Here is a 19,099-nt window from a genome sequence, read left to right as displayed (position 1 = left end):
CCTGTCGGTCGCCGACTCTATGGTCTTGGTTCGTGGATCCGGTTCAAGGCACTCTCGACGAGCTCGGCACCCCGCTGAGCGAGGTCACGTTCGTCGTGTTCGACCTCGAGACGACCGGCGGCGCCCCCGCCGACGACGCGATCACCGAGATCGGCGCGGTCAAGGTGCGGGCGGGCGAGGTGCTCGGCGAGTTCTCCACGCTGGTCGATCCCGGCGGGCCGATACCGCCGTTCATCTCCGTGCTGACCGGCATCACCGACGCCATGGTGATGGCCGCGCCGCGGATCGAGGCGGTGCTGCCGAGCTTCCTGGAGTTCATCCGGGGCACCACCCTGGTGGCCCACAACGCCGGTTTCGACACCCGCTTCGTCAAGGCGGCCTGCGCCGCCCACGGCTATCCCCCGCCGGCCAACCCGGTCGTCGACACCGTCGACCTGGCCCGCAGGGTGCTGACCCGCGACGAGACGCCCAACGCCAAGCTCGCCACGCTGGCGAGGTTCTTCCGCAGCTCCGTCGATCCGTGCCACCGCGCCCTGCAGGACGCCAGGGCCACCGTCGACGTGCTGCACGGGCTCATCGAGCGGGCCGGCTCGTTCCAGGTGCACACGCTGGAGGAGCTCAAGTCGTTCGTCCGCGCGCCCACGCCGGAGCAGCAGCGCAAGCGCCACCTGGCCGACTCCGTGCCGCACGCGCCGGGGGTCTACCTGTTCGAGGACGAGCGCGGCGAGGTGCTCTACATCGGCAAGAGCACCAACCTGCGCAACCGGGTGCGCTCCTACTTCACCGCCGCCGAGACCCGCCCCCGCATCCGCGAGATGATCGGCATCGCCGAGCGGGTGCGCCACATCGTCTGCTCGACCGCCCTGGAGGCGGAGGTCAGGGAGCTGCGCCTGATCGGCGGCGCCAAGCCCCGCTACAACCGCCGTTCCCGCTTCCCCGAGAAGGTCGTCTGGCTCAAGCTCACCGTCGAGCCGTTCCCGCGCCTGTCGATCGTCCGCGAGCTCAAGGACGACGGCGCCACCTACCTCGGCCCGTTCGGCAACGCCCGGCTGGCCGACGAGGCCCGCATCGCGCTGCACGAGGCGGTCCCGCTGCGCCAGTGCACCCAGCCGATCACGTTGCGCACCCGGCGGGCGGCCTGCGTGCTGCACGAGATGGGCCGGTGCGGCGCGCCGTGCGAGGGCAGGGAGAGCCAGGAGGAATACGCGGTCCACGTGGAGAGCGCCCGGCGCGCGATGACGCTCGACGCCTCGATGGTCTACAGCGCCGTCTCGGCCCGCATGGAGCGCCTGTCGGTCGAGCAGCGCTACGAGGAGGCCTCCGTCGATCGTGACCGGCTGGCCGCGTTCGTCCGCACGGCGGCCCGCATGCAGCGGCTGACCGCCATCACGCGCATCCCGCAGCTGGTGGCCGCCAGCCCGACGTTCGACGGCGGCTGGGACATCCACGTGGTCCGCTACGGCCGGCTCGCGGGGGCCGGGGTCATGCGGAGGGGCACCCACCCGACCCCCTTCGTGGCCTCCCTGACCGCCACCGCCGAGGCTGTCATCCCCGGTCCCGGTCCCGTCCACGCCGCCAGCGCCGAGGAGACCGAGTGCATCCTGCGCTGGCTGGAGTCCCCCGGGGTGCGGCTGGTGGAGGTGGACGGCCAGTGGAGCCTGCCCGCCCGGGGCGCGGGCCGCCACAAGGCCCGCATCGACCTGGCCTATCGCCACCTCGACCAGCGACGTGGGCGGGAGGAGGGGCGACCTTTGAGGTGACCCGATACAGTTGGGGCATGGTCACGGCTATCGTCCACATAAATGCAGAGGTAGACCGCATCCCGGAGGTCGCCCAGACGATCGCCGAGATCGACGGGGTCAGCGAGGTCTACTCCATCACCGGCGAATACGACCTGATGGCCATGGTCCGGGTCGCGGCCTACGAGGAGATCGCCGAGGTGGTTCCCGGGCGGATCAACAAGGTCGCCGGGGTGCTGCACACCGAGACGCACATCGCCTTCCGCGCGTACTCCAGGCACGATCTCGACGCGGCCTTCTCCATCGGTTTCCCCGAGGCCGACTGATCCCTGCCGAGCCCCCGGCCGTGCCCGCGGCGGCACGGCCCTTTCGCGTGCCGGACCGGCCGTCGGCGCGGGCCACCCCCATGAGCACCCCGCAAGGGCCGTAACGAGCCGGGGCGGCCGGGGCCCGGCACGGACGACCGCTCACAACCTCCTCAGCGCGCCCCACAGCCGACAAAGCGCCCAGCAACCCACTCCCCTGTGCGAAGGCCGCAGAACGCCGCCAGGAACGCCGACGGGCCCGCCCGGAAAGGTTCCGGACGGGCCCGTACGGTGTGGCGACAGAATCAGTGGGTGAGGCTGCGGTCGTCGTCGCCCGACTCGATGGCGGCGTGCTCCTCCTCGTGCCCGTGCCCATGCCCGTCGTCCAGCGGGATCTTCTCCCCGCCGTACGCCTTCGACATGCGCCCGCGCAGCTTGCCGAGCGGCCCGCGCATGCCCTTGGGCGGGATGCCCGCGCCATCCTCGGCCACCGGCAGCATCGGCACCGCCTCCTTGCCGCGCAGGTGGGCCTCGATGTCCTCGGCCACCGGCGTGTGCACCTCGATGAACTCACCGTGCGGCAGCCGCTTGATGACCCCGGACTCCACCCCGTGCCCGATGACCGCCTGGTCGAAGCGCTGCAGGCCGAGGCACATGCGGTAGGTGATCAGGTAGGCCAGCGCCGGCGCCACGAAGATCAGCACCCGGCCGATGTAGGTGGTCCAGTTGAGGCTGATGTGGAAGAACGCCGAGATCTCGTCGTTGGCGCCGAGCACCCACAGCACACCGTAGAACGTGATGGCCGACATGCCGATCGAGGTCCGGTGCGGGTTGTTGCGCGGCCGGTCCGCGATGTGGTGCTCGCGGTTGTCGCCCGTCACCCAGCGTTCCAGGAACGGATAGAGCGCCAGCCCGGTCATGATGATGCCCATCGGCACCAGGGCCGGGATGATGACGCTCAGTGGCAGGGTGCCGGCATGGGAGGTGCCGAAGAGGTTGATCTCCCACGGCACCATGATCCGCAGCGCGCCTTCGAGGAAGCCCATGTAGAAGTCCGGCTGCGAACCGGCCGACACGTCGGCGGGGGTATAAGGCCCGAACAACCAGATCGGGTTGATCTGGGTGAACGTCGCCAGCCCCGCCACCACGGCGAGCGTGAACAGGAAGTACGCGCCGGCCTTGAGCATGAAGGCCGGGTAGAACGGCGCGCCCACCACGTTCTTGTTGTCGCGTCCCTTGCCGGGCATCTGGGTGTGCTTCTGCACCCACATGAGCACCATGTGCGCCGAGATCAGCGCCAGCAGGATGCCCGGGATGAGCAGGATGTGCAGCGAGTAGAACCGGGAGATGACATCCTCACCCGGATATTCCCCGCCGAACAGGAAGAACGTGATGTACGTACCGACCAGCGGCAGCGAGATCGCCACGCCCTCGGTGATCCGCAGACCGGCGCCGGACAGCAGGTCGTCGGGCAGCGAGTAACCGGTCAGACCCTCGGCCAGCGCCAGCGTCAGCAGCAGCACGCCGATGATCCAGTTGAGCTCGCGCGGCTTGCGGTATGCGCCGGTGAAGAACACCCGGAGCATGTGCACCATCATGCCGGCCACGAACAGCAGGGCCGCCCAGTGGTGCATCTGCCGGATCAGCAGACCACCGCGGACGTCGAAGCTGATCTCCAGCGACGACGCGTAGGCCTGCGACATCATCACGCCCTTGAGGGGCGCGTAGGAGCCGTCGTAGGCGATCTCCATCATGCTGGGCTTGAACCAGAACGTCAGGAACGTACCGGTCAGCAGCAGGATGATGAACGAGTAGAGCGCGATCTCACCCAGCAGGAACGACCAGTGGTCGGGGAAGATCTTGCGCAGGTTGCGCTTGAGGAAGTTGGCACCGCCGAGCCGGTCGTCGAGGAAGGTCGACGGGCCCGTGATGGCCTTGGGCACGGTCTTCAGGTCGTCGCTCATGCCTGGCCTCCCTTCGCCCTGGCCTCGGCCTCGGCGTCACCGCGCTCCCAGTAGCTGGGGCCGGGTGGCACTTCGAAGTCTCCCTGGGCGATGAGGTATCCCTCCTGGTCCACCGTGATCGGCAACTGCGGCAGCGGCCGGGCGGCCGGGCCGAAGATGACCTTCGCACCGTCGGCGGCGTCGAACGTCGACTGGTGGCACGGGCACAGGATGTGGTGGGTGTTCTGCTCGTACAGGGCCGCCGGGCAGCCCACGTGGGTGCAGATCTTGGAGTAGGCCACGATGCCGTCGTGCGTCCAGTTCTGGCGTACGCCGCTCTTGAGCTCCTCCGGCCGGAACTTGATCAAGATGAGCGTGGCCTTGGCCAGGGCGTTGAGGTCGTGCTCGTAGCCCTCGGGGACGACGGACAGGATGCCGCCCGGCGAGTTGAAGTCGGCGGCGCGGATCGGCTGGCCCGTGCCCTCGACGACGAGCCTGAGCGGCTTGCCCTCCTTGGTCTTGGTGCCCCAGACCGTGTGCCGCAGCAGCTTGTTGAACTGGGAGCCGGGCATCTTGCTGTTGTCGAGGTCACGCAGCAGCACCAGCGGCACCAGGCCCAGCGGCGCCGCGGCCAGCAGCAGCGTACGGCGCAGCAGCTTGCGCTTGACGAAGCCGCTCTCGTTGGCGCCCCGCACGAAGGTGTCGGCCACGTATTCGCGGTCGTCCTCGGCGGAGGCCATCGGGTGGCGCTCCTGGACCAGGGAGTATTTCGGCATGATCTGGCGGACCCAGACCACGATGCCGATCGCCAGCCCCAGGATGGCGACCGTCAGCGTGCTGCCCAGCGCGAGGTTCGACACGCCGGTCGCCTCGGGGCTGCCGACCTGGAACACCACATAGGAGATGAGGAACCCGATGGCGGCCAGGAAGGTGATCGTGAAGCAGAGCGCCACGATCTTCTCGGCCTTCCGGGCCTTGGCCTCGTCCGGCAGTATGACCCCGGGGATCTCCTGGTCGGCCTCCGCCACTTCCGCGGTGCCGAGCATCGAGGTGCCAGGCGGGGGGGTGCCGATGACGCGCTTGGGGACGCGCTCTTCCGGCTGCTCGATCTCGTGCTCGTTGTCTGTCATGACTTCTGTCGCTTCTTCGCGGTGATCCAGATGGCGGCGAGTGCGAGGGCGCTCAGGCCCACTATCCAAGCTACGAGACCTTCGGTGACGGGGCCGATGCGCCCGAGACCGAATCCGCCCGGGTCCTGCTGCTCGCGCACCTGGGTGATGTACGCGATCATGCTGCGCTTCTCCTCAGGCGTGATCGTCGAGTCGTTGAAGACCGGCATGGCCTGCGGGCCCGTGACCATCGCCTCGTAGATCTGCTGCGGGGTCGCCGAGTTCAGGTTGGGCGCGTATTTGCCCTGCGTGAGCGCGCCTCCGGCACCTGCCCAGTTGTGGCACTGGATGCAGTTGGCGCGGAAGAGCTCGCCGCCCTTGCCGGCGTCGCCGAGCTTGGGGTCGACGGCCTCGGCGGGGGGCACCTGGGGACCGCCGCCGAGCGACTGCACGTAGGCGGCGATCTGGCGGGTCGTCTCCTCGTTGACCCACTTGGCCTGGGGCTTGCGCGGCGCCTGGGGCCCGGGGGCGGCGGCGGGCATGCGGCCGGTGCTCATCTGGAAGTCGACGGCCGCGGCGCCGACACCGATGAGCGTGGGGGCCGTCGTGGTGCCCTGCGCGTTCATGCCGTGGCAGCTCGCGCAGTGCAGGACGAACAGGCTCTTGCCCTCGGCCACGTCATCGACCTTGCCGGCCGCCATCGCCGCGTCGGCGGGCTTACCCGCCTGGGCGAAGGCGGTGTATGTCATCCCGACCAGCGCCAACGCGAAAATCAGGACGGCATATCTCGCGAGGGGATGCCGCCGCCAAGCGGTGATCCTAGTCACAGAGATCCCGTTCCTTATCGAATGATGTAGATGGTCGCGAAAAGACCGATCCAGACGACGTCGACGAAGTGCCAGTAGTAGGACACGACGATCGCGCTGGTGGCCTGCTCATGCGTAAAGCGCTTCGCGGCGTACGTGCGTCCCAGCATGAACAGGAACGCGATCAGGCCACCGGTCACGTGCAGGCCATGGAAGCCCGTCGTCAGGTAGAACACCGAGGTGTAGGCGTTGGCGGACAGGGTCGCGCCCTCTGACGCCAGCTCGCCGTACTCGTACAGCTGCCCGGCGACGAAGATCGCGCCCATGAGGAAGCTGACGATGTACCAGAAGCGGAGCTTTCCGACCTGCCCCTTCTCCGCGGCCCACACGCCGAGCTGGCACGTCACACTCGACAGCACCAGGATGATCGTGTTGACCGTCGCGAACGGGATGTTCAGGTGAGCGCCTTCGGCCTCGGCGCCCACGGGCAGGAACGCGGGTCCCCACTCGATGCCTTTGCCCTCGCTCACCGACCGGATGGTGAAGTACATCGCGAACAGCGCCGCGAAGAACATGAGCTCGGAGGACAGCCACACGATCGTCCCGACGCTGACCAGGTTTGGCCGCCGGGACGACTGAGCTGCCGTCGTCGAAGTTATTGCGGATGCTGTCGCCACGGGCAGCATTATTGCGGCTCCGGTGGTCGGTCCGGCGCACGACCCCCCGTTAGCAGGTACAAACCACCAAGCAACCTGGGATAATCATCAGAAATCCCCCAGGAACCCGGCCACCGGCCGGGCGGCCTGGGATTGCACGCCGCCGCACCGGTACGATCCCAGGTGACCCTACCCCTACAAGCGATAGCGAGCGCGAAAGTGACGTCCACCGGGAGCACAGACGACACGATGAGGGTCCTCGTCTACAGCGACGACGCCGCCACCAGGGCCGAGGTGATCCAGGCCATCGGCAGGCGGCCCGCGGCCGACGTGCCTCTCGTGGAGATCGTGGAGTGCGCCACGGAGCCCAAGGTCCACCAGTGGCTGGGATCGGGCGAGATCGACGTGGCCGTCCTCGACGGCGAGACGCAGCCGGCGGGCGGCATGGGCGTCTCCCGCCAGGCCAAGGACGAGGTCTACGACTGCCCGCCCATCTGCCTGATCATCGCCCGGCGGGACGACCGCTGGCTGGCCGACTGGTCCAAGGCCGACGCCGTCGTGCCGCAACCCCTGGAGCCGATGGTCCTGGCCGACACCGTGGCCGACCTGATGCGGCGCCGTTCCTCGACCCGGCTCAACGCCAAATAGCCGTTCTCCACCCGACTCGACGCCAAGTAGGTGCCCATGGACTCCCGGACGACCTGGCCCGCCCTGCTGTCCGCTCTCCTGTCCGGAGAGCACCTCACCGCCGACGAGACGGCCTGGGCGATGCGGGAGATCATGTCCGGCGCCGCCACGTCCGCCCAGATCGCCGGCTTCGCCGTGGCCCTGCGCGCCAAGGGTGAGACGGTGGCCGAGGTGGTGGGCCTGGCCCGCACCATGCTCGACCTGGCCACGCCGCTGACCGTGGAGGGGCCGGTGGTCGACGTCGTCGGCACCGGCGGCGACCGCGCCCACACCGTCAACGTCTCGACGATGGCCGCCATCGTGGCCGCGGCCGCGGGCGCCCGGGTGGTCAAGCACGGCAACCGGGCCGCGTCGTCCTCGTGCGGCGCCGCCGACGTCCTGGAGCACCTGGGCATCCGGCTCGACCTCACGCCGGAGCAGACGGCTCGGGTGGCCGAGGAGGCGGGCATCGCGTTCTGCTTCGCCCCGGTCTATCACCCCGCGCTGCGCTTCGCCGGACCGACCCGCAAGGAGATCGGCGTGCCCACGGTCTTCAACTTCCTCGGCCCCCTCACCAATCCCGCCCGTCCCGCGGCCCAGGCCATCGGCGTGTTCGACGCCCGCATGCTGCCGGTGCTCGCGGGCGTCTTCGCCGAGCGCGGCGTGTCCGCCCTGGTGTTCCGCGGCGACGACGGTCTCGACGAGCTGACCATCGCCGGCACCTCGACGGTCTGGGTGGTCAGGGACGGCACGGCGACCCAGCGGACGTTCGACCCCGCGGTGCTCGGCATCGCGCGCGCCGAGGTCGACGCGCTGCGCGGCGGCGACGTGGCGTTCAACGCGCGGGCGGTGCACGACCTGGTGGGCGGCAAGACGGGTCCGGTGCGCGACGCCGTGCTGCTCAACGCCGCCGCCGCCCTGGTGGCGCTGCGGGGCCCCGGTGACGATCTCGACGCGGCCATGATCGACGGCTACGCCCACGCGACCGAGGCGGTCGACTCCGGCGCCGCCGCGGCCACCCTCGACCGCTGGGTGCGGGTCAGCGGCGCCTGCTGACCCCCTGGGAGGGCCTCAGAGGGCCCCTGACGGCCGCCCGGGGTGATGGGGCTACGGCAGTGCCATCGTCGGGGCGTCCTTCAGTACGCTCCACTGGAGCCACTCCTTCCAGTTCTCCTGCCAGTGCCCCCAGCCGTTGGTGGGCTCCAGTTTGCGCGGGGACCCGGTGAGGATGATCGGGTCCCCGATCAGGGTGTTCTTGAGGAACCAGCTGGCGTTGGCCGGGCTGATGTTCACGCATCCGTGGCTGACGTTCGAGTTGCCCTGCGAGCCCACCGACCAGGGCGCGCTGTGGATGTACTCGCCGCTGTTGGAGATGCGGACGGTCTTGTAGACCATGAGCGAGTAGTAGCCGGACTGGCCGGGGCCGATCCCCGGCGAGGTCATGAGCGTGGCCTCCTCGCGGGACATCGCCAGGTGGATGCCCGAGGTGGTGTAGTACTTCCACACACCCCCCTGGCCGGCGCTCATCGGCATCTCGCGGATCTGCTTGCCGTCCCGCCGTACGTAGAGCACGTGCTCCTTGAGGCTGCCCTCGGTGATCTGGGAACGGCCGATCTTGAAGTCGAGCGCGACGTCGCGCTTGCCGTACATGTTGGGTCCGCCGCGTACGCCGGCCAGCTTCGCCTCCACCCGCACCTTCGTGTGCGCCGGCCAGTATTTGCGCGGCCGGAAGTCCACGTGGGTGTCGTCGAACCAGTGCCAGGCGCCCTCCACCGGCTTGGAGCTCTGCACGGACAGGTTGCGCTCGACGGAGACCCGGTCGGCGACCGGCTGGTCGAAGGTGATCATGATGGGCATGCCGACGCCGACCGTGAGGCCGGTGTCCTCCTTGTTGGGGGTGATCGTCTTGATGTCGAACGTCTTGGTGCCCTTGACCGTCTGGAACGTGCTGGTGGTCTCGTTCTGCTGGCCCGCGGAGTTCACGGAGACCGCGGTGACCGTGTAGGTGCTGTTGGGGCGGACGTTGCCGAGGCTGCGCCAGCGGGTGCGGTCGGCGCTCAGCTCGCCCGGCAGGATCCCGGCCTTGCCGCCGGTCACCCGTACGCTCTTGAGCGTGCCTCCCTGGGCCGACACGACCACGCTCTGGTCGGTGGGCACGTTCCGGCTCTTGTCCGGCGGGAAGACCCCCGCGGACGCCGCCTTGACGCCTCCCGCAATGGCGACTCCCTTGGATTCCTCGGCCGGTTCCGCCGAGCACGCCGAGCACGCCGTCAGCAGCGCCAGGGCCAGCAGGCCTGACGATCCATACGCTACGCGACCCACGGGTGACTCCCTCGTCCAAGATCGAACCGCTTCTGCCTCCTTTACTACCCTGAGTGATCGAATCACCACATCCGTGCACTGGCAAAGAACACCAAAAAGCGGGCGTCCTCTCCCAAGAGAGACGCCCGCTTCGGTGGATACTTCAGTGCGAGAAGTGACCCCGGTAGTACTGGAACACGAACCCGATCATGGCCATGATCACCATGAAGACGCCGATCAGGAACATCCAGAAGCCGATCACGAACCCGGCGAAGGCGAAGGCCGCCGCCAGGCACAGGAACAGCGGCCACCAGCTGCTCGGGCTGAAGAACCCGATCTCACCGGCACCGTCGCTGATCTCGGCCTGCTTGTTGTCCTCCGGCTGCTCGCCGATGCGGCGCGCGGTGAACATCAGGTAGTAGCCCACCATGAACGCGAACCCGACCGAGATGGCCATGGCGGTGGTGCCGACCGGCTCACCGTGGCCCGTCTCGGCCTTGGTCCAGAACCAGTAGGCGATGTCGACGCCGGCGAAGAACAGTCCGCACAGCAGGAACAGCCAACCTTGGACTTTCATCAGGCCTCCACCTCCGCCTTGGCGGGCTTGGCGGACACGTGCGGATAGTGCAGGTCGAACGCGGGGCGCTCGGACCTGATGCGCGGCAGGGAGGTGAAGTTGTGCCGCGGCGGCGGGCAGGAGGTCGCCCATTCGAGCGAGCCGCCGTAGCCCCAGGGGTCGTCGACGGTGACCTTGGGCGCGCTGCGCCAGGTCTTCCAGACGTTGTAGAAGAACGGCAGCGTCGAGGCGCCCAAGATGAACGCGCCCACCGACGAGATCAGGTTGAGGTCGGTGAAGCCGTCGGCCGCGCTGTAGTCGGCGTAGCGGCGCGGGAAGCCGAGCATGCCGAGCCAGTGCTGCACCAGGAACGTGGTGTGGAAGCCGATGAACAGCAGCCAGAAGTGCACCTTGCCCAGCTTGTCGTCGAGCATCCTGCCGGTGAACTTGGGCCACCAGAAGTAGAAGCCCGCGAACATGGCGAACACGACCGTGCCGAAGACCACGTAGTGGAAGTGGGCCACCACGAAGTAGGTGTCGCTGATGTGGAAGTCGAGCGGCGGCGAGGCCAGGATGACACCCGTCAGACCGCCCAGCAGGAACGTGATGAGGAAGCCGATCGAGAACAGCATCGGCGACTCGAACGACAGATGCCCGCGCCACATCGTGCCGACCCAGTTGAAGAACTTCACACCTGTCGGCACCGCGATGAGGAACGTCATGAACGAGAAGAACGGCAGCAACACCTGCCCGGTCGGGAACATGTGGTGCGCCCAGACCGTGATCGACAGGCCCGCGATCGAGATCGTCGCGGCCACCAGGCTGATGTAACCGAAGACCGGCTTGCGGCTGAAGACCGGCAGCACCTCGGTCACGATGCCGAAGAACGGCAACGCGATGATGTAGACCTCGGGATGGCCGAAGAACCAGAACAGGTGCTGCCACAGCAGCGCACCGCCGTTCTCCGAGGCGAAGATGTGGGTGCCCAGCTTGCGGTCGGACTCCAGGGCCAGCAGCGCGGCGGCCAGCACGGGGAAGGCCATCAGCACGAGCATGCTGGTCAGCAGCACGTTCCAGGTGAAGATCGGCATGCGGAACATGGTCATGCCGGGGGCGCGCATGCAGATGATCGTGGTGATGAAGTTGACCGAGCCGAGGATCGTACCGAGGCCGGACAGGGCCAGGCCCATGATCCACAGGTCGCCGCCGATGCCGGGCGAGTTGATCGCGTTGGACAGCGGCGTGTAGGCGAACCAGCCGAACGACGCCGCGCCACCGGGGGTGAAGAAGCCCGACACGGCGATGATGCTGCCGAACAGGTAGAGCCAGTAGCTCACCATGTTGAGACGGGGGAAGGCCACGTCGGGGGCGCCGATCTGGAGCGGCATCAGCTCGTTGGCGAAGCCGGCGAACAACGGCGTCGCGAACATCAGCAGCATGATCGTGCCGTGCATGGTGAACAGCTGGTTGAACTGCTCGTTACTGGTGAACTGCAGCCCCGGATGCGCCAGCTCGGCCCGCATGATCAGCGCCATGACGCCGCCGATCAGGAAGAACACGAACGACGTGATCAGGTAAAGGTGCCCGATGATCTTGTGATCAGTGGAGGACAGCCACTTGGCGATCACTTGGCCCTTGGTGACGGGCCTCGCGCGCGCGACTAGTGGTTCTTGAATGGCGGTCACTGGGCACTCCCAGCCTGGTGGGTCGCGATGTACTGGTCGAACTCAGCCTGCGGAACGAGCTTCACCGAGAAGAGCATCCGGCTGTGGTCGACACCGCACAGCTCGGCGCACCGGCCGGCGAAGACGCCGGTCCTGTCGAGCGTCGTGATCTCGAACTTGCGGCCCGGGTTGTTCTCGGGGATGCCGGGGATGACGTCTCGCTTGAAGAGGAACTCCGGCACCCAGAACGAGTGGATGACGTCGTCGGTCGACAGATCGAACTCGACCTTCGACTTCGTCGGCAGGACGAGTTGGGGGCCCTGGTGGTAGTCACTCACGGGCACGCCGGCCACCGGCTGCAGCGTCTTGCCGTTGACGGTCGTGGTGAAGCGCCAGCTCCACTGGAACGCCTCCACCTTGACCTTCACCGTCGCGTCACCGTCAACGCGGGTGAGCACGTTGCTGTCACGGGCGGTGAAGAAGAAGAACACCGACACCATGACGAGCGGGATCAAGGTGTAGAGCATCTCGATCGGCAGGTTGTAGCGAACCTGCGGCGGGAGCTCGGCCTTGGCCCTGCGCTTGCGGTGGAAGATGGCCGCCCACAGGATCAGCGCGATGACGACGGCACCCGTGGCGAGTGCGGCGATCCAGGCCCCGTTCCACAGGCTTTGCACCACATCGCCCTGCTCGGTGACGTGCTCAGGAAGAAGGCCACGAGACCAGTCGGCCTTAGGAACGTCATTAGCACACGCCGTCGCGGTGGCCAGCAGCAACGCCAATGCGGCGGCGCGCGGCACCCTGCGCCGGGCCAACGAACGCCGCGTCGTACGGCGAGTCGGACTCACGGATCGCCTACCCCACAGATGAAGCCCAAGAGTCTCTCCCTTGGGCGCTCGTATTTCCAGATGCACAGCTGATTGCAGACACATTAGCGTGCACGTGCCTTGCCCTCCCGCGCGACCCCTCGATGGCGCCGCAAGTGGGACGATGAGTCTCGTGGCGTATTTCGACGCGGCTTCGAGCGAGCCGCTCCACCCTCAGGCGCGCGAGGCGCTGCTGGCGGCGATCGACGTCGGCTGGGCCGACCCCGCGAGACTCTACGGCCAGGCCCGCCGTGCGCACCTGCTGCTCGAACAGGCCCGCACGGAGGTGGCCGAGGCGCTCGGCGCGCGGTCCGACGAGGTGTCGTTCACCTCGTCCGGCACGCAGGCCGTGCATCTCGGCGTGCTCGGCACCCTACACGGCAGGCGAAGGGTCGGGCGCCATCTGGTCACCAGCGCCGTGGAGCACTCCAGCGTCCTGCACGCGGGTGGCGTGCACGAACGCGACGGCGGCACGGTCGAAACCGTGGGCGTGGATCTGACCGGGCGGGTGGATCTCGACGGGTTCGCCGCCGCGGTGGCCCGGCCGGGGACCGCGCTGGCCTGCCTGCAGACCGCCAACCACGAGGTCGGCACCCTGCAGCCGGTGGCGGAGGCGGCCGCCGCCTGCCGGGCGCACGGCGTGCCGCTGCTGGTGGACGCGGCGCAGACGGCCGGCCGCATGCCGATCCCGCCCGGCTGGTCGGTGCTGACCGCCAGCGCCCACAAGTGGGGCGGTCCGGCCGGGGTGGGCGTGCTGGTGGTGCGCAAGGGCACGCGGTTCCGCTCGTTCCTGCCGGAGGACGAGCGGGAGCGGCGGCGGGTGCCGGGGTTCGAGAACGTGCCGGGCATCGTCGCCGCGGCGGCGGCGCTGCGCGCGATGGCCGCGGAGGCGGCTCAGGAGCAGGCCAGGCTGTCGGAGCTGGTGGGCAGGATCCGCGACATGGTGCCGAAGACCGTCCCCGACGTGGAGGTGATCGGCGATCCCGCCGAGCGAGCGCCGCACATCGTGACCTTCTCGTGTCTCTACGTCGACGGGGAGGCGCTGCTGACGGAGCTGGACAAGGCCGGATTCGCCGTATCGTCCGGAAGTTCGTGCACCGCTAGTACGCTTCGTCCATCGCACGTTCTTGAAGCCATGGGCGTGCTGACCCATGGGAATGTCCGGGTGTCGCTGCCCAGGGGCACGTCCGCGGCCGAGGTCGACAGGTTTCTCGCCGTGCTGCCCGAGCTGGTGCGCCGCATCCGCCAGGACGCAGGAGTCGCATGACCGAGGTTACCCAGCCGGCTTTGACGATCGACGCGCTCGGCAAGAAGTGCCCGATCCCGATCATCATGCTCGCCGAGCAGATCAACTTCGTCCCGCTGAACGCCGTCGTGGCCGTGCTGGCCGACGACCCGGCGGCCTACACGGACGTGCCGGCGTGGTGCAGGCTGAAGTCACATCGGCATGTGGGGTCGTACGAGCTGCCCGAGGGCGGCTGGGCCATCCACGTCAGGCGTAATTACTGAGCTTCCCGGGACTGCCCCCGGCCCGTCCAGGCGATCCCCGCCGCCGGGCGACGGGGATCGCGGCCCTGCGGCTCAGGGGTGGTAGCAGCGGATGTGCTCGGCGATCTCCGCGCTCGCCTCGGCGCCGTAGGCCGAGCCGAAACGCTCGAGGAAGCCCTGCTGGCCGAGCTCGTATTCCTGGCCGCCGACGCGCTCCAGCACGTGGGTGGCGGTGAGGTTGCCGAGCTGGCCGCACCGCTCCAGCGACAGCCCCCAGGCCACGCCGGACATGAACCCGGCGCGGAAGGCGTCGCCGACGCCGGTGGGGTCGGCCTTGCCGTTCTCGGGGGCGGGGGCGACCTGGATGGACGGCTCGCCCTCGCGGTCGATGACGGCGCCCTTGGGGCCGAGCGTGGTGACCCGGACGCCGACCCGGTCCAGGATCTCCTGGTCGGACCAGCCGGTCTTCTGCTCGATGAGCCCCTTCTCGTAGTCGTTGGAGAACAGGTAGGCGGCCCCGTCGACGAGCTTGCGGATGTCCTCGTCGGCCATGCGCGCGAGCTGCTGGGAGATGTCGGCGGCGAACGGGATGCCGCGCCGGCGGCACTCGTCGGTGTGGCGCAGCATCGCGTCGGGGTCGTTGGGGCTGATCAGCACCAGGTCGAGCCCGCCCACGCGGTCGGCGACGGGCTGCAGCTCGATCAGCCGCGCCTCGGCCATCGCGCCGGTGTAGAACGAGGCGATCTGGTTGTGGTGCTCGTCGGTGGTGCACAGGAAGCGCGCGGTGTGCTGGGTCTCCGAGATGTGTACGGATCCGCAGTCCACGCCATGGCGCTCCAGCCACGAACGGTAGTCCGCGAAGTCGTTTCCGACGGCGCCCACGAGGATCGGCTGGAGACCCAGGCACGCCATGCCGAAGGCGATGTTCGCGGCGCAGCCCCCGCGCCGGATCTGGAGGTCGTCGACCAGGAACGAGAGTGACACCCGATCGAGCTGCTCGGCGATGAGCTGGTCGCCGAAGCTTCCGGGGAATGTCATCAGGTGATCTGTCGCGATGGAGCCGGTGACGGCGATGCGCACGGGATTCTTCTTCCTCGTTGTCAGCAGGGCCAAAATTGGGCCCCCCGAGAATACGCGAAGGTCCCGCCCGCACAAAGGCGAGCGGGACCCGGGGACCACCGGCTAGTTGAACGAGTCGCCGCAGGCGCACGAGCCCGTGGCGTTGGGGTTGTCGATGGTGAAGCCCTGCTTCTCGATCGTGTCCACGAAGTCGATGGACGCGCCCATCAGGTAGGGGGCACTCATCCGGTCGGTGACCACGCTGACCCCGCCGAAGTCCGACACCACATCGCCGTCCATCGACCGGTCATCGAAGAAGAGCTGGTAGCGCAGGCCCGAGCAGCCGCCCGGCTGCACCGCGACACGCAGCTGCAGGCCCTCTTCACCCTGCTGCTCCAGCAGGCTCTTGACCTTTGCGGCGGCCGCGTCAGTCAGGATCAGGCCCTGCGTCGTGGTCTCGCTGCTCTCAACCGTCATCTGCTGACTCCCTACCCAGGCTGTCTGGTTGACGTCCTACTAATGACGCTACCAACACCTGCGCCCTGCCACACATTCCCGGGTCGCCTCCTCCAGGAATAACCGCTTTTGTCGGTGTGTCATGATGAGTATCGTCAAACCGACGATAAGGGGGTATGGCCATGACCACCCGTACTGAGCTGCCGTTGTTCGTCCTCGGCCAGGGCACCGATCCGCACAGCGAGAGGGGGGTCGACTGCCCCGGCGAGCTGCCGGCGGCCTCCGACCCCGCGCTGGTGGAGCGCGCGCGCCGGGCCAAGGAGACGCTCGGCGACCGCTTGTTCGTGCTCGGCCACCATTACCAGCGCGACGAGGTCATCCAGTTCGCCGACGTGACGGGCGACTCCTTCAAGCTCGCCCGGCAGGCCGCCGCCCGGCCGGAGGCGGAGTTCATCGTGTTCTGCGGCGTGCACTTCATGGCCGAGTCCGCCGACATCCTGACCTCCGACGCCCAGAAGGTGGTCCTGCCCGATCTGGCGGCCGGCTGCTCAATGGCGGACATGGCGACGTTCGACCAGGTCGAGGAGTGCTGGGAGGCCCTGGAGGACGCGGGGCTGGCCGATCGGGTGGTCCCGGTCACGTACATGAACTCCAGCGCCGACATCAAGGCCTTCTGCGGCAGGAACGGCGGCGCGGTCTGCACCTCCTCCAACGCCCGCCGCGCCCTGGACTGGGCCTTCGAGCAGGGGGACAAGGTGCTTTTCCTGCCCGACCAGCACCTGGGGCGCAACACGGCGGTGCTGGAGATGGGCATGTCGCTGGAGGACTGCGTCGTCTGGAACCCGCACCGGCCGAACGGGGGGCTCACCCGGGAGGAGCTCGAACGCGCCCGCATGATCCTCTGGCGCGGCCACTGCTCGGTCCACGGCCGCTTCACGGCCGGCTCGGTCGACGAGGTCCGCGCCCGCATCCCCGGCGTGAACGTGCTGGTGCACCCGGAGTGCCGTCACGAGGTCGTGCTCAAGGCGGACCACGTGGGCTCGACGGAGCACATCATCCAGACGCTGGAGGCGGCGCCGGCGGGTTCGAGCTGGGCGATCGGTACGGAGCTGAACCTGGTCAAGCGGCTGGCGCAGACGTTCCCCGACAAGAGCATCTCGTTCCTCGACCGGACGGTCTGCTACTGCTCGACGATGAACCGCATCGACCTGCCGCACCTGGTGTGGGCGCTGGAGTCGCTGGTGCTGGGCGAGGTCGTCAACCAGATCACGGTGGACCCGGACACCACCCACTGGGCCAAGGTGGCGCTGGACCGCATGCTGGCCCTCCCCTGACCCGGCCGCCGCGAATCCGGTCGCGGCCGGTCAGGCGGCCGGCTACGGTCGCGGCCGGCCAGGCGGCTGGTTACGCGGCGAAGTCGTAGCCGACCTCGACCGTGACGGAGAGGGTCTGGCGGCCGGGACTGACCGAGGCCTTGGTGTCGGCCACCTCCAGCGCCGCCCTCATCGGCACCGGGCCGCCCCTGAGCTCCTCCTTCACCGAGACCACCCGGCCCAGCGGGCGCCCGGCCAGCTCGGCGAACTGGGCCGCCTTGGCGGCGGCGTCCCGGAACGCCCTCGTCCTGGCCTCCCGCAGCGGGACCGAGGGGTCGGACAGCTCGAAGGCCAGGCCGTTCAGCCTGGCCTCCTCCCCCACCCCGGCCACGGTGTCGATGACGTGGTCGGCCCGGGAGAGGTCGCGCACGACCACCTCCACCCCCTGCGCCGCCCGGTAGGCGGTCACCTTCGGGTACGCCTCGTACTCAGGGCCCAGGGAGAGCTCCACCGTGCGCACGTCCTGCGCCGCCACTCCCGCCCGGCTCAGCGCCTCGGCCAGCCGGGCGGCGGCGGCCCGGACGGCGGTGAACGCCTCCGCGGCCGACGCCCTGCGGACCTCGACCCCCGCGTGCAGCCGCAGGATGTCGGGCGCGGCCAGTACGGCGCCCTCGCCGACGACGGTGATATCCACGCCAACCCCCTCGAATGGGTTCAGCCTTGATCCTAGGGATGCCGGTGCCCAAGGACTACCCGGTACGGCTGAAGCGGAAGCCCATGCGATCGAACTCGGCCTTGCGCGGGGCCGTCGCGAGCACCCGGCGCACCTGGCCGGACAGGTCGGTCACCACGGCCTCGTACCCGGCGCCCTCGGCCCGCCACACCGCCAGGTGGTCGTCGTCCCACCAGCCGATGAGGCGCTTGCCGGCGACCGGAACGGTGATCGGGGCCGGGTCGTCGCCCGAGGTGGAGCGGGCGCAGAGCGAGGTGCCCTCGGTCGTGCAGAGGGCCAGGAAGCGGCTGCCCGACGGTGAGACGTCGTCGCCCTCCACCCACACCGGCGAGCCCACGTCCGACAGGGTCCGCAGGTGCTTGCCGTTCAGGTCATAGAACTTCATCCTGCCCGCCACCCAGGTCCCGACCGCCCGGCCGCCCGCGTCCCAGAAGAAGCGCCACTCCCCCGCGCCCTGCTCCTTGATCTCGAAGGCGCGGGCGGTGCCGGCGGCCACGTCGATGATGGCGTAGCCGTACTCGTCGGTGTCGCCGGCGGCCGTGCCCTTGTAGAGGGTGACCAGGCCGTACGCGCCGTCGGGCGACCAGCGGGGGGTGGTGGGATAGACCGGCCTGCGGCTGATCTTGACGACCCGCTTGTCGCCTGTGGAGTGGTCGACGACGGACACCGTGGAGAAGAAGTCGCTGCTGTAGTCCACGTCGGTGCCGAGGGCCTGGTTGGTCCGGAGGTTGAGGACGTAGTCGAAATAGCGGGAGTTCTGGGCGAAGGCGCCGGTGGCGTGCTTCCTGACGTAGAGGCGCTTGCCGCTGTTCACGGTGTAGGAGGTGAGCCTGAGTGGGTCACCGGCCCTCTCGATGACCTTCACCGACGTGCCGGGCAGGGTGATCGTGCGGCTCGTGGGGGCGGGAGAGGAGATCCGGGTGGCGGTGGACACGGGCGTGGGCGTGTTGGACACGGCGGCGGACGAGGTGGGAGGCGTGGTGGCGCCGGAGCGGCCGGCGAGGCGGAGGGCGACGAAGGCGGTGGCGGCCACGAGCACCAGCACGCCCGCCACACCGGCCGCGACGATCCAGCCGGTGCCCCGCCGCGGACCGGGCTGGGTGGGCATCGCCGGGTACGGCGGATGCGAGGGTCCGGGCGGTGCCGGGGGCGTCGCGGCGGCCGCGCTGCCCTGCCGGAGGAGCGCGGCCGGCTGGGACGGGAGGGAAGCGGCGGGTGGTCCTGGAGGGGCACGGCGGTGGCGGGGTGGCCCTGGAGGGGCGCGGCCGCCTGGGACCGCACAGGCGCGGCCTCACGCGGCTGCTGGGGGCCCGGGAGCTGGGAGACGTGGGGCTGCGAGCCCGCGAGCTGGGAGCCGGGGAGCTGGGAGCCGGGGAGCTGGGAGCCGGGGAGCTGGGAGCCGGGGAGCTGGGAGCCGGGGAGCTGGGAGCCGGGGAGCT

At 69.1% G+C, this 19,099-nt stretch carries 20 protein-coding genes; 8 read left to right on the top strand and 12 right to left on the bottom strand.

Annotated elements, in window-relative coordinates; all coding sequences use genetic code 11:
* Window positions 1–32: 32 nt before the first annotated feature.
* Together BLS95_RS09475 and BLS95_RS09470 are read left to right on the top strand one after the other, a co-directional pair.
* Window positions 33–1,760, top strand: a complete 1,728-nt coding sequence (locus BLS95_RS09475; RefSeq protein ID WP_090930544.1) for a DEDD exonuclease domain-containing protein — start codon at window positions 33–35, stop codon at window positions 1,758–1,760.
* 17 nt (window positions 1,761–1,777) lie between these two features.
* Window positions 1,778–2,065: an Lrp/AsnC family transcriptional regulator gene (locus BLS95_RS09470; protein WP_090930543.1), complete on the top strand. Its 288-nt coding sequence runs from the start codon at window positions 1,778–1,780 to the stop codon at window positions 2,063–2,065.
* 284 nt (window positions 2,066–2,349) lie between these two features.
* Here the strand turns inward: BLS95_RS09470 and qcrB are convergent, their stop codons facing one another.
* The 4 genes from qcrB to ctaE are packed head-to-tail and all read right to left on the bottom strand — an operon-like array spanning window position 2,350 to window position 6,588.
* A complete protein-coding gene (gene qcrB / locus BLS95_RS09465; protein WP_090930542.1) occupies window positions 2,350–4,008 on the bottom strand; it encodes a cytochrome bc1 complex cytochrome b subunit in 1,659 nt (552 codons plus the stop codon).
* Window positions 4,005–5,117, bottom strand: coding sequence for a cytochrome bc1 complex Rieske iron-sulfur subunit (gene qcrA, locus BLS95_RS09460; RefSeq protein WP_090930541.1), 1,113 nt, complete (start codon window positions 5,115–5,117; stop codon window positions 4,005–4,007). Before qcrA ends, qcrB begins: the two co-directional genes overlap by 4 nt.
* Window positions 5,114–5,923, bottom strand: coding sequence for a cytochrome bc1 complex diheme cytochrome c subunit (gene qcrC / locus BLS95_RS09455; protein ID WP_090930540.1), 810 nt, complete (start codon window positions 5,921–5,923; stop codon window positions 5,114–5,116). Before qcrC ends, qcrA begins: the two co-directional genes overlap by 4 nt.
* A 14-nt stretch (window positions 5,924–5,937) precedes the next feature.
* Entirely contained in the window at window positions 5,938–6,588 is a 651-nt protein-coding gene (gene ctaE, locus BLS95_RS09450) for an aa3-type cytochrome oxidase subunit III (protein ID WP_090930539.1), read from the bottom strand.
* Between the two features lie 219 nt (window positions 6,589–6,807).
* Between ctaE and BLS95_RS09445 the strand changes: the two genes are divergently transcribed.
* Together BLS95_RS09445 and trpD are read left to right on the top strand one after the other, a co-directional pair.
* Complete coding sequence (locus tag BLS95_RS09445; protein WP_090930538.1) at window positions 6,808–7,206, top strand: hypothetical protein; 399 nt, start codon at window positions 6,808–6,810, stop codon at window positions 7,204–7,206.
* Between the two features lie 36 nt (window positions 7,207–7,242).
* Window positions 7,243–8,280, top strand: coding sequence for an anthranilate phosphoribosyltransferase (gene trpD, locus BLS95_RS09440; protein ID WP_090930537.1), 1,038 nt, complete (start codon window positions 7,243–7,245; stop codon window positions 8,278–8,280).
* A 51-nt stretch (window positions 8,281–8,331) separates the two neighbouring features.
* Here the strand turns inward: trpD and BLS95_RS09435 are convergent, their stop codons facing one another.
* The 4 genes from BLS95_RS09435 to ctaC all read right to left on the bottom strand — a co-directional run bounded on the left by BLS95_RS09435 (window position 8,332) and on the right by ctaC (window position 12,545).
* A complete protein-coding gene (locus BLS95_RS09435; RefSeq protein WP_090930536.1) occupies window positions 8,332–9,546 on the bottom strand; it encodes a L,D-transpeptidase in 1,215 nt (404 codons plus the stop codon).
* Between the two features lie 142 nt (window positions 9,547–9,688).
* The gene (locus tag BLS95_RS09430) at window positions 9,689–10,102 is read right to left on the bottom strand and encodes a cytochrome c oxidase subunit 4 (protein WP_090930535.1); all 414 of its coding nucleotides are present in this window, start codon (window positions 10,100–10,102) and stop codon (window positions 9,689–9,691) included.
* The gene (gene ctaD, locus BLS95_RS09425; RefSeq protein WP_090930534.1) at window positions 10,102–11,766 is read right to left on the bottom strand and encodes an aa3-type cytochrome oxidase subunit I; all 1,665 of its coding nucleotides are present in this window, start codon (window positions 11,764–11,766) and stop codon (window positions 10,102–10,104) included. The genes BLS95_RS09430 and ctaD overlap by 1 nt, the downstream gene beginning before the upstream one ends.
* The gene (gene ctaC / locus BLS95_RS09420; RefSeq protein ID WP_483869874.1) at window positions 11,763–12,545 is read right to left on the bottom strand and encodes an aa3-type cytochrome oxidase subunit II; all 783 of its coding nucleotides are present in this window, start codon (window positions 12,543–12,545) and stop codon (window positions 11,763–11,765) included. The genes ctaD and ctaC overlap by 4 nt, the downstream gene beginning before the upstream one ends.
* A 190-nt stretch (window positions 12,546–12,735) precedes the next feature.
* Here ctaC and BLS95_RS09415 point away from each other — a divergent pair, with 190 nt between their 5' ends.
* Window positions 12,736–13,878, top strand: coding sequence for a cysteine desulfurase family protein (locus BLS95_RS09415; RefSeq protein WP_218135678.1), 1,143 nt, complete (start codon window positions 12,736–12,738; stop codon window positions 13,876–13,878).
* A complete protein-coding gene (locus tag BLS95_RS09410) occupies window positions 13,875–14,120 on the top strand; it encodes a sulfurtransferase TusA family protein (RefSeq protein WP_090930531.1) in 246 nt (81 codons plus the stop codon). The genes BLS95_RS09415 and BLS95_RS09410 overlap by 4 nt, the downstream gene beginning before the upstream one ends.
* 72 nt (window positions 14,121–14,192) lie before the next feature.
* On the opposite strand, the gene BLS95_RS09405 is transcribed toward BLS95_RS09410, so the two are convergent.
* Window positions 14,193–15,179, bottom strand: coding sequence for a carbohydrate kinase family protein (locus BLS95_RS09405; protein ID WP_090930530.1), 987 nt, complete (start codon window positions 15,177–15,179; stop codon window positions 14,193–14,195).
* Window positions 15,180–15,281: 102 nt separating this feature from the next.
* Window positions 15,282–15,635: an iron-sulfur cluster insertion protein ErpA gene (gene erpA, locus BLS95_RS09400; RefSeq protein ID WP_090930529.1), complete on the bottom strand. Its 354-nt coding sequence runs from the start codon at window positions 15,633–15,635 to the stop codon at window positions 15,282–15,284.
* A gap of 155 nt (window positions 15,636–15,790) precedes the next feature.
* On the opposite strand from erpA, the gene nadA reads away from it, so the two are divergent.
* Window positions 15,791–16,948, top strand: coding sequence for a quinolinate synthase NadA (gene nadA, locus BLS95_RS09395; RefSeq protein WP_090930528.1), 1,158 nt, complete (start codon window positions 15,791–15,793; stop codon window positions 16,946–16,948).
* Window positions 16,949–17,018: 70 nt separating this feature from the next.
* Here nadA and BLS95_RS09390 read toward each other — a convergent pair whose 3' ends face one another.
* Both BLS95_RS09390 and BLS95_RS55510 read right to left on the bottom strand, forming a co-directional pair.
* Complete coding sequence (locus tag BLS95_RS09390; RefSeq protein ID WP_090930527.1) at window positions 17,019–17,621, bottom strand: SIMPL domain-containing protein; 603 nt, start codon at window positions 17,619–17,621, stop codon at window positions 17,019–17,021.
* A gap of 55 nt (window positions 17,622–17,676) precedes the next feature.
* Entirely contained in the window at window positions 17,677–18,768 is a 1,092-nt protein-coding gene (locus BLS95_RS55510; RefSeq protein ID WP_090930526.1) for a hypothetical protein, read from the bottom strand.
* A 107-nt stretch (window positions 18,769–18,875) separates the two neighbouring features.
* On the opposite strand from BLS95_RS55510, the gene BLS95_RS55505 reads away from it, so the two are divergent.
* Window positions 18,876–19,099, top strand: a 224-nt coding sequence (locus BLS95_RS55505) for a hypothetical protein (protein WP_176993103.1), incomplete at its 3' end; no start/stop codon positions are given.

Origin of the sequence: Nonomuraea jiangxiensis (assembly GCF_900099965.1) — a bacterium.
Taxonomy (GTDB): Bacteria; Actinomycetota; Actinomycetes; order Streptosporangiales; family Streptosporangiaceae; genus Nonomuraea; species Nonomuraea jiangxiensis.
Note: the sequence above shows the minus strand (reverse complement) of the source record. Positions and strands in the feature narration are given on the sequence as shown.